We start from the raw sequence: 9,604 nt of genomic DNA on the forward strand, positions 1-9,604 counted from the left end.
CGGCCGTGCCGGACCGGTCCTCAGCTGGTGGCGCGGGCCGCGGCCAGCAACTCCTCCGCGTGCGCCCGGCCCAGTTCTGAGTCCTCGAGACCGGCGAGCATACGGGAGAGTTCCCGCACCCGGTCCTCACCTTCCAGAACCTTGACGCCACTGCGGGTCACCGAGCCGTCGTTGGTCTTCTCCACCAGCAACTGCCGGTCGGCGAACGCCGCCACCTGCGGGAGGTGGGTGACCACGACGACCTGCGCGGTCCGCGCGAGGCGGGCGAGACGGCGGCCCACCTCGACCGCGGCCTTGCCGCCGACCCCGGCGTCGACCTCGTCGAACAGGTACGTCGGCACCGGATCGGAGCCGGCGAAGACGACCTCGACGGCGAGCATCACGCGCGACAGCTCACCGCCGGACGCGCCCTTGGCGATCGGCCGGGCCGGCGCGCCGGGGTGCGGGGCCAGCTGCAGCTCGACCTCGTCGGCGCCGGTCGCCCCGAAGGCGACGAGCTCCCCGCCGACCGGGATGCCCTCCGGATCGGCGGTCTGCCGGATGGCGACCCCGACCCGGGCGTGCGGCATCGCCAGCTCGGCCAGCTCCGCGGTGACCGCGGCGGCGAAACGGTCCGCCGCCTCCGTACGGGCGTCGGTCAGCGCCTGCGCGAGGTCCCCGAGCTCGGCCCGCAGCGCGTCCCGCTCCGCGGTCAGCTCCGCGATCCGGTCGTCGTCGCCCTCCAGCTCGCCGAGGCGGGCGGCGCTCTGCTCGGCCCAGGCCAGCACTCCGTCGATGTCGGAGCCGTACTTGCGGGTCAGGTGCGAGAGCACCGCACGCCGCTCCTCCACCGCGGCGAGCCGCAGCGGGTCGGCGTCCAGGTCGTCCGCGTACCCCGCCAGCTCCCCGGCGACGTCGCCGACGAGGATGGCGATCTCGCCGATGCGCTCGGCGAGCGCCGCGAGCGCCGGGTCGTGGGCACGGACGGCCTCCAGGGCGCGCTGGGCCCCCGAGACGAGGGTGTTGGCGTCGTTGCCCTCCGGGTCCTCCGGATTGCCCGCGAGGGCCGCGTGGGCGACCGCCGCGGCGGAGGCCAGGGCCTCGGCGTGGCCGAGCCGTTCGGCCTCGGCGGCCAGTTCGGTGTCCTCGCCGGGCAGCGGCTCGGCGTCGGCGACCTCGCCGATCCCGAACCGGATCAGATCCGCCTCCTGGGACCGCTCGCGGGCCCGGGTGGTCAGCTCGTCCAGCTCGCCCGCCACCTCGCGCAGCCGCCGGTAGGCGGCCCCGTACTTCGCCAGCGGGCCGGCGACGGCGTCGCCCGCGTACCGGTCCAGCGCCTCGCGCTGCCGGGCCGGGCGCAGCAGGCCCTGCTGGTCGGTCTGGCCGTGCACCGCCACCAGGTCGTCGGCGAGTTCGCCGAGCAGCCCGACGGGCACGGAGCGCCCGCCGACGTGGGCCCGCGACCGGCCCTCGGCCGAGACCGTCCGGCTGATCAGCAGCGCGCCGTCGTCGAGTTCCGCCCCCGCCTCCTCGGCGCGGACGGCGGCGGGCGAGCCCCGGTCGAGCGTGATCCGCCCCTCGACCACCGCCGCCTTCGCACCGATCCGCACCAAAGCGGGATCGGCCCGGCCGCCCAACAGCAGGCCGAGGCTCGTGACGACCATGGTCTTACCCGCACCGGTCTCGCCGGTCACCGCGGTGAAGCCGGGTGAAAACTCCACCACGGCGTCCTCGATGACACCCAGCGACCGGATCCGCATCTCCTCCAACACGGATACGACCATACGAGGTTTGCGGCCCGGCGCGCGACGGGCATCGGTTTCGGGTGCCCCCGGGTTGCCTCCCGGGCCGTCCCCGCGTTACTGCGGGGCGCCCCGCCAGCCCGCCACCGGCAGGGCGAACTTCGCCACCAGGCGGTCCGTGAAGGACGCGTGGTGCAGCCGGGCGAGGCGCACCGGCACCGCGCCCCGCCGGACCTCCACGCGGGCCCCGGCGGGCAGCTCGACGGTCCGCCGCCCGTCGCACCACAGCACGCCGTGCGGCGTCTTGGGCTGCACCTCGACGGCGAGCACCGAGCGCGGCGAGGTCACCAGCGGCTTCGCGAACAGCGCGTGCGCGCTGATCGGCACCATCAGCAGGGCCTCGACCTCGGGCCAGACCACCGGGCCGCCCGCCGAGAAGGCGTAGGCCGTCGATCCGGTCGGGGTCGCGCAGACCACACCGTCGCCGCCGAACCGCGACACCGGACGGCCGTCGACCTCGGTCACGACCTCCAGCATCCGCTCCCGCGCCTGCTTCTCCACCGACGCCTCGTTCAGCGCCCAGTCGGTGTGCACCACGTGCCCGTCGTTGCGGACCAGGACGTCGAGCGTCATCCGCTCCTCGACCTCGTACTGCTTGGTGACCACCCGGTCCACGACCTTGTCCAGGTCGTCCCGCTCCGCCTCGGCGAGGAACCCGACCCGCCCCAGGTTGACCCCGAGCATCGGCACGCCGGAGGCGCGCGCGAACTCCGCGCCGCGCAGCAGCGTCCCGTCACCCCCGAGGACGATGATCAGCTCGCACCCCTCGACCGCCCCTGGGCCGCCCTCCGTCACCAGCTCCACCTCGGCGGGCAGCGGCAGCGCCGCGGACAGGTCCACGGCCTCGTCCGTCAGCACCCGCACCCCGATCCCGCAGCGCAGCAGGCCGAGGACGACCCGCTCCGCGCTGCGGATCGCGGCCGGGCGGCCGGTGTGCGTGAGCAGGAAGATCATGCGGCCCTTGGGCTCGGCACAGTCCTGCGATTCGGTGTTCGTCAACGGGGCCCCTCCGCCACAGCACGGTCGACATCCGCCGGGTCCAGTTCTGGCGCACCGGCGCGCAGCCACAGAAAGTACTCCACATTGCCGGAAGGTCCCGGCAGCGGACTCGCGGTCACACCCATCACGCCGAGCCCGAGCGCCGCGCCCTGCCCGGCGACCGTCCGCACGGTCTCGGCGCGCAGCTGCGTGCTGCGCACGACGCCGCCGGTGCCGAGGCGTTCCTTGCCCACCTCGAACTGCGGCTTCACCATCAGCACGAGATCCGCGTCGGGCGCGGCGCACCGCACGAGCGCGGGCAGCACCAGGCCGAGCGGGATGAACGACAGGTCGCCGACGATGATGTCCGCCGGCACCCCGTCGATGTGCTCCAGCGTCAGCTCGCGCACGTTGGTGCGGTCCTTGATCACGACCCGGTCGTCGCTCTGCAGCGACCAGGCCAGCTGGCCGTAGCCGACGTCGACGGCGACGACGCCCGCGGCGCCGTTGCGCAGCAGCACGTCGGTGAAGCCCCCGGTGGAGGCCCCCGCGTCCAGCGCGCGCCGCCCCTCGACCTTCAGGCCGAGCGGGGTGAACGCGGCCAGCGCGCCCGCGAGCTTGTGGCCGCCGCGCGAGACGTAGTCGGGTTCGTTGTCGTCCTTGGCCACCACCACGGCCGCGCTGGTCTCCACCTGCGTGGCGGCCTTGGTCGCGGTGGCGCCGCCGACGGTGACCCGCCCGGCGGCGATCAGCTGGCTGGCGTGCTCACGCGAGCGCGCCAGGTTCCGCCGCACCAGCTCGGCGTCGAGTCGGCGTCGTGCCACGTACGGTTCAGCTCCTGTTGTCGTCGAGTGCGGTGAGCGCTTCGCGCAGCCCACGGTGCACATCCTCGTACACCTCGATGTGGTCCGCGGTCGGCAGGTCGTCGGCGTCGCCCAGCCGCACCATCAGGGTGTCGACCGCGGCCTGCCCGGTGGGCGCGGGCGCGAGGCCGAGGGGGGCGACCGCCCCGGCGGGGGCCTCCGCGGAGAACGACTCACTCATCCGGGGACGCCTTCTTCGCGTTCTTCGCCGGCGCGGCCTTCTTGGCGGGGGTCTTCTTGGCGGCGGCCTTCTTGGCCGGGGCCGCCTTCTTCGCGGGCGCGGCCTTCTTCGCGGGCGCGGCCGCCGTGACGGCAGGGGTCTTCGCCGCCGGGGCGGCCTCCTTCGCGGGGGTCGCCTTCGCCGTCGTCGTCCGCTTCGCGGACGCGGTCGTCGTGGCGGCTGCGGTCTTCCGGGCCGGAGCGGCCTTCTCGGCCGGGGCCGCCTTCTCAGCCGGGGTGGCCTTCTCGGGCGCGGACGGTGCCTGCGCCGGAACGGCCTTCTTGGCGGCGGCCTTCTCCGGGACGGCCTTCTTCGCCGGGGTGGCCTTCTTCGCGGCCGCCTTCTTCGCGGGCGGGGCGGTCTTCTTCGCCTTCGCCAGGGCCTGCGGGTCCGGTTCCAGCGGCTGGACGGCCTTCACGGGGCGCACGGGCGCGGCAGGACGCTCGGGAGCCGCAGGATCGACGGGGTGGACCGGCGGCGCCGGCTCGGCCGGCTCCATCGGATCGACCACGACCCGCTCGAAGAGCGGTTCCGCGGCGGCCGGAGCCGTCCCGAACCCGGGGCCCGGGGCCGCGGCCTCGTCCTCGGCTTCTTCCTCGTCCTCCAGGTTCCGGACCCGGCGCTCCAGGGTCTCCAGGACAACGCCGACCTTGGTGACCTCGTCGGCGACCCGGCCGACCCGGGCCATCGCCTTGTCGACCTCCTCGCGGATCAGCCCGAGCAGCAGATCGCGGTTGGCCCGCCCGGCCGCCATCAGTTCGTCCGCCAGCGTCTGCACCTCCGGCGGAATGCCGGCGCCGATCCTGCGCTGGACGGCGTCGACATCGATCCCGGTCTGGTCGAGCAGCTCCCTGGCAGCCCCCACCGCCCGCCGCCGGGTCGCCTCGGTCAGGCCGCCCGCGATCTGCAGACAGGTACGCAGCGCGTCCCGCATCGCCCACACTCCTCGCCTCGCCATTGACGTATCCGCACCTGACGCTACCCGTACTGTCCCGCTCACGGCGTACGGTGCCCTGAGGTACCGTCGATCGAACAGATCACATGATCGCGGCGCGGGCGACCCCCGGCGCCTGTACGCACCACCCGAACGGGAGACGCCCGACCGATGGCGACCATCGAGGAGTGCCGCAGCGCGCTCGACCAGCTGTCGGAGAACCTGACGCGCGCCGGCGGCGACGTCCGCAGCGCCGTCTCCCTGGACAGGTCGCTGAGCTGCCACATCACCGACCTGGGCACCACGTTCGTCGGGCGCCTGACGGACGGCCGGATCCATGACGTGACCACGGTGCCCGGCGCGCCCGCCGAGAAGGCGCAGATCCGGCTGGCGATGGCGGGTGACGACCTCGTCGCCCTGGTCGGCGGCGAGCTGAACTTCGCCAAGGCGTGGGGCAGCGGTCGCGTCAAGCTCGAAGCGGGCCTGCGCGACCTGCTGAAGCTGCGCTCGCTCCTCTGATCCCGCCGGGCCCGCCGCCGCTCACGACCCTCTCGCGATCCCTCAGAACCCGAGCCGCGCCAGCGCCTTCCCGGCGTCGAGCTCGCACGTCCCGTCACCGGCCGCCGCCCAGGCGGCCGCGCACAGCGCCCGCAGCCCGTCGACGGCCTCCCCGTCGCCCTCCACCGTGAGCGTGTCGCCGTCCGCCGAGGCCGTCCAGCCGCCGCACGTCGCGTCGCCGCCGTCGGTCGAGACCTCAGGCTGCGGCTCCAGCATCCCGCGCAGGTCGGCCGCCACGTACGTCGGCCGGTGCTTCGGTACGGCGGCGAGCAGCTGCGCCGCCGTCGTCACCCCCGTCAGCACCAGCAGCGAGTCCACCTCGGCGCCCGTCGCGCCCTCGATGTCCGTGTCGAGCCGGTCGCCGACCACCAGCGGCCGCTTCGCGCCGGTCCGCAGGATCGTCTCGCGGTGCATCGGCGGCTGCGGCTTGCCCGCGACCTGCGGCTCACCGCCCGTCGCGATCCGGACGACCTCCACGGCCGCGCCGTTGCCCGGCGCGATGCCGCGCGGGTTCGGGATCGTCAGATCGGTGTTGGACGCGAACCACGGCACGCCGCGCGCCACCGCGAACGACGCCTCCGCCAGCAGCGACCAGCGCAGCTCCGGGTCGTACCCCTGCACCACGGCCGCCGGGTCGTCCTCCGCCGACGCCACCGGTTCCAGACCGCGCTCGCGCAGCGCCGTCTGCAGCCCCTCGCCGCCGATCGCCAGCACCCGCGAGCCCGCCGGCACCTGGTCGGCGATCAGCCGGGCCACCGCCTGCGCCGAGGTGATCACGTCCTCCGCGTCGGCGGGCACCCCCAGCTCCGTCAGGTGCCCGGCCACCGTCTGCGGCGTGCGGGCCGCGTTGTTGGTGACGTACGCGAGGTGCATCCCGTGCTCCCGGGCGGTGGCGAGCGACTCGACGGCGTGCGCGATGGCCTCGCCGCCCGCGTAGACGACCCCGTCGAGATCGAGCAGGGCCGTGTCGTACGCCGCGTCCAGCGCCTGGTCGCAACCGCTCGGACTGGTCCGGTGGGTCATCGCGTGTCCGCTCCTCGTATGTCGTCGATCACCTTGATCATCGCCCATCGGCGCGGGCGACGTAGCATGCGCTGATGACCACTTCAGGACCCGCTCCCCACGGCTTGCGCCTCGCCCCGTTCCGCGGGCTCCGCTACGTGCCGGAGAGGGTGGGCAGCCTGGCCGCGGTCACCTCGCCGCCGTACGACGTCGTGGTCCGGCCGGACGGGCAGCGTCATCTGGAGACCGCCGACCCGCACAACGTCGTCCGTCTCATCCTGCCCCACAACGCCGATCCCACCAGCCGCCACCGGCAGGCCGCCGCGGCCCTGGAGCTGTGGCAGCGCGAGGGCGTCCTCGCCCCCGACCCGGAGCCGGGTCTCTACCTGTACGAACAGCGCGACGGCGACCACCTGCAGCGCGGCCTGATCGGCGTCCTGCGGCTCACCCCGCCCGCGGAGCGGATCGTGCTCCCGCACGAGGACGTCATGCCGGGCCCGGTGGCCGACCGGGCCGCCCTGATGCGCGCGACCGGCGCCAACCTCGAGCCGCTGCTCCTCGCCTACCAGGGCGGCGACGCCACCGCGGAGATCGTCGAGCGCACGGCGGACGGCGAACCGCTGCTCGCCACCACCACCGAGGACGGCATCCACCACAAGGTCTGGTCGATCACCGACCCCGAGACCCTCGCCGCGATCGACGCCGACCTGTCCCCCCGCCAGGCGCTCATCGCCGACGGGCACCACCGCTGGGCCACCTACCTGCAGTTGCAGGCCGAGCATCCCGGGCCGAGCCCCTGGGACGGCGGCCTGGTGCTCCTCGTCGACACCGTCCGCTACCCGCTGCGGGTCCGCGCGATCCACCGCGTGCTGCCGAAGCTCCCGGTCGCCGAGGCCGTCGAGGCCGCCCGGCCCGTCTTCCGCGTGCGCGAGGTCGAGGGGCCGCTGCCGGCGGCGCTGGACGCCCTGGCGGAGGCCGCGGCGGAGGGCAACGCCTTCCTGCTCGCGGGCGACGGCGGGTTCCGGCTGCTCGACCGGCCGGACCCTGCGCAGCTCGACCGCTCCGTCCCGCACGACCAGCCGCGCGAGTGGCGGGAGCTGGACGCGACGGTCCTGCACAGCCTGCTGCTCGACGACGTCTGGCGGGTGCCCGACGTCCCCGAGCACATCGGCTACCTGCACACGTCGGACTCGGCCGTCGAGCAGGCCGAGCGGCACGGCGGCACGGCGGTGCTGATGCACCCCGTGGACGAGGGCGTGGTCCGCCGGCTGGCCCGGCAGGGCGTCACGATGCCCCGCAAGTCCACGTCCTTCGGACCGAAGCCGGCGTCGGGCCTGGTCATGCGCAGCCTCGCCCTGAGCTGAGCCCGCACCCGCACCCGCACCCGCAACGCGAAGAGGCGGCACCCGCGATGTCCGCGGGTGCCGCCTCTCGTGTGTTCGCGTGATCAGGCCTTGGTGCTGCCCGTGCCGGGCTCCTTGAAGGGCGAGTCCAGGAACGACGCCGGGTCGGCCTCGTCCGTGATGTCGACCTCGGCCTCGGCCTCGGCGATCACGACGTCCTCGTCGTCATCGTCATCGTCATCATCGTCGTCGTCCGCGGACCCGGCGCCGGCCGGGGCGGCGGACTCCGCCGCGTCGTGCGACTCCGCGTGCTCCTCGCCCAGGGCGTCCACGAACTCGACGCCGTCCAGCTCGGCGAGCCGGTCGGAGGCGTCGGTGCTGCCGCTCTGGTCGGCCTCCGCCGCCTTGGCGAACCAGTCGCGCGCCTCGGCCTTGCGGTCGACGGCGAGCAGCGCGTCGGCGTAGGCGTACCGCAGCCGCGCCGTCCACGGGTTCATGCCGTTGGCCGCCAGCTCGGGACCCTGCAGGGTCACCACGGCCGCCTCGGGCTGGCCCATGTCCTGCCGGGCGCCCGCGGCGACGAGCCGCATCTCGACCTGGCCGGCCTTGTCCAGCTTCTGCACCTCCGGCGCACCGGCCATCGCCAGCGCGCGCTCGGGACGGCCCATGCCGCGCTCGCAGTCCGCCATGACCGGCCACAGGTCGACGGAACCCGTCATCCGCTTCGTGGCGCGGAACTCGGCGAGCGCCTCGCCGTAGCGTGCGGTCGCGTAGGAGGCGAAGCCGGCCGCCTCACGGACGGCGGCGACGCGCGAGGCGAGCCGCAGGGCAATCCTGGAGTACTCGTAGGCCGCCTCCGGGTCCTCGTCCAGCAGCTGGGCCACCATGACCAGGTTGCGCGCCACGTCGTCGGCGAGCGTCTTGGGCAGGCTCATCAGCTCCTGGCGGACGCTCGGGTCGATCTCCTGACCCGTGACCTCGTCCGGGATCGGCAGCCGCTTGACCGGCTCCCGCTCCTCGCGACGGTCCTCACGCCCGGCGCTCTCGAAGCGCCCGCGGCTGTCGTCCGCCGGCCGGCGGCTCTGGCCCCGGTCGTCGTCACGGCGCGGCCCACGCGGGGGCGCGTCACGACGGTCCTCACGGGGACGGTCACTGCCGGAGCGCTCGAAGCGGGTCCGGTCCTCACGGGGACGGTCACTGCTCGGACGGTCACTGCCGGAACGCTCGAAGCGCGGACGGTCCTCACGGGGACGGTCGCTGCCGGAGCGCTCGAAGCGGGGCCGGTCCTCACGGGGACGGTCACTGCTCGGACGGTCGCCGCCAGAGCGCTCGTAGCGCGGACGGTCGTCGCGGGGACGCTCGTCCCGGCGGTCGCCCTGCGGACGGTCACCGCTGGGACGGTCGTAGCGCGGGCGGTCACCCTGAGGGCGGTCGTCGCGGCGGAAGCTGCCGCCACGGTCGTCCTGGCGCGGGCCGCGCGGCGGGCCGTCGCGGCGGTCACCGCTGGGACGGTCGTAGCGCGGGCGGTCGCCTTGGGGGCGGTCGTCGCGGCGGAAGCCGCCACGGTCGCCGCTCGGGGGACCGGAACGGGGACGGTCACCCTGGGGACGGTCACCCTGGGGGCGGTCGTCGCGGCGGAAGCTGCCACCGCGGTCGTCCTGACGGGGGCCGCGCGGCGGGCCGTCACGGCGGTCGCCCTGCGGACGGTCACCGCTGGGACGGTCGTAACGCGGACGGTCACCCTGCGGGCGGTCATCACGGCGGAAGCCGCCACGGTCGCCGCTGGGCGGACCGGAACGCGGGCGGTCGTCGCGGCGGAAGCTGCCGCCACGGTCGTCCTGACGGGGGCCGCGCGGCGGGCCGTCACGGCGGTCGCCCTGCGGACGGTCACCGCTGGGACGGTCGTAACGCGGACGGTCACCCTG

At 74.9% G+C, this 9,604-nt stretch carries 9 protein-coding genes and 1 pseudogene; 3 read left to right on the forward strand and 7 right to left on the reverse strand.

Translation table 11 applies throughout. The features are described 5' to 3' along the window. Window positions 1–20: 20 nt before the first annotated feature. The 5 genes from recN to ABZ721_RS20965 form a co-directional block, all read right to left on the reverse strand. Window positions 21–1,763, reverse strand: a complete 1,743-nt coding sequence (gene recN / locus ABZ721_RS20945) for a DNA repair protein RecN (RefSeq protein WP_358790135.1) — start codon at window positions 1,761–1,763, stop codon at window positions 21–23. Between the two features lie 75 nt (window positions 1,764–1,838). After that, the gene (locus ABZ721_RS20950; protein WP_358790154.1) at window positions 1,839–2,735 is read right to left on the reverse strand and encodes an NAD kinase; all 897 of its coding nucleotides are present in this window, start codon (window positions 2,733–2,735) and stop codon (window positions 1,839–1,841) included. Between the two features lie 41 nt (window positions 2,736–2,776). Continuing rightward, entirely contained in the window at window positions 2,777–3,583 is an 807-nt protein-coding gene (locus ABZ721_RS20955) for a TlyA family RNA methyltransferase (RefSeq protein WP_358790136.1), read from the reverse strand. A gap of 7 nt (window positions 3,584–3,590) precedes the next feature. Beyond that, a complete protein-coding gene (locus ABZ721_RS20960; protein ID WP_358790137.1) occupies window positions 3,591–3,803 on the reverse strand; it encodes a hypothetical protein in 213 nt (70 codons plus the stop codon). After that, a complete protein-coding gene (locus tag ABZ721_RS20965) occupies window positions 3,796–4,776 on the reverse strand; it encodes a histone (RefSeq protein ID WP_358790138.1) in 981 nt (326 codons plus the stop codon). Before ABZ721_RS20965 ends, ABZ721_RS20960 begins: the two co-directional genes overlap by 8 nt. A gap of 171 nt (window positions 4,777–4,947) precedes the next feature. Here ABZ721_RS20965 and ABZ721_RS20970 point away from each other — a divergent pair, with 171 nt between their 5' ends. Beyond that, window positions 4,948–5,295 (forward strand): SCP2 sterol-binding domain-containing protein, encoded by a 348-nt coding sequence (locus ABZ721_RS20970; protein ID WP_358790139.1) that lies wholly within the window; start codon window positions 4,948–4,950, stop codon window positions 5,293–5,295. Window positions 5,296–5,337: 42 nt separating this feature from the next. On the opposite strand, the gene ABZ721_RS20975 is transcribed toward ABZ721_RS20970, so the two are convergent. Further along, a complete protein-coding gene (locus ABZ721_RS20975; RefSeq protein WP_358790140.1) occupies window positions 5,338–6,357 on the reverse strand; it encodes an HAD-IIA family hydrolase in 1,020 nt (339 codons plus the stop codon). Between the two features lie 74 nt (window positions 6,358–6,431). Here ABZ721_RS20975 and ABZ721_RS20980 point away from each other — a divergent pair, with 74 nt between their 5' ends. After that, on the forward strand, window positions 6,432–7,700 hold the full coding sequence (locus ABZ721_RS20980; protein WP_358790141.1) for a DUF1015 domain-containing protein: 1,269 nt from the start codon (window positions 6,432–6,434) through the stop codon (window positions 7,698–7,700). Between the two features lie 83 nt (window positions 7,701–7,783). Here ABZ721_RS20980 and ABZ721_RS20985 read toward each other — a convergent pair whose 3' ends face one another. Continuing rightward, entirely contained in the window at window positions 7,784–8,614 is an 831-nt protein-coding gene (locus tag ABZ721_RS20985) for a hypothetical protein (protein ID WP_358790142.1), read from the reverse strand. Between the two features lie 597 nt (window positions 8,615–9,211). Between ABZ721_RS20985 and ABZ721_RS20990 the strand changes: the two are divergent. Next, window positions 9,212–9,604: pseudogene (locus ABZ721_RS20990) on the forward strand (hypothetical protein); the annotation flags it as partial.

The sequence above is a fragment of the Streptomyces sp. NPDC006733 genome (assembly GCF_040636125.1).
Taxonomy (GTDB): Bacteria; Actinomycetota; Actinomycetes; order Streptomycetales; family Streptomycetaceae; genus Actinacidiphila.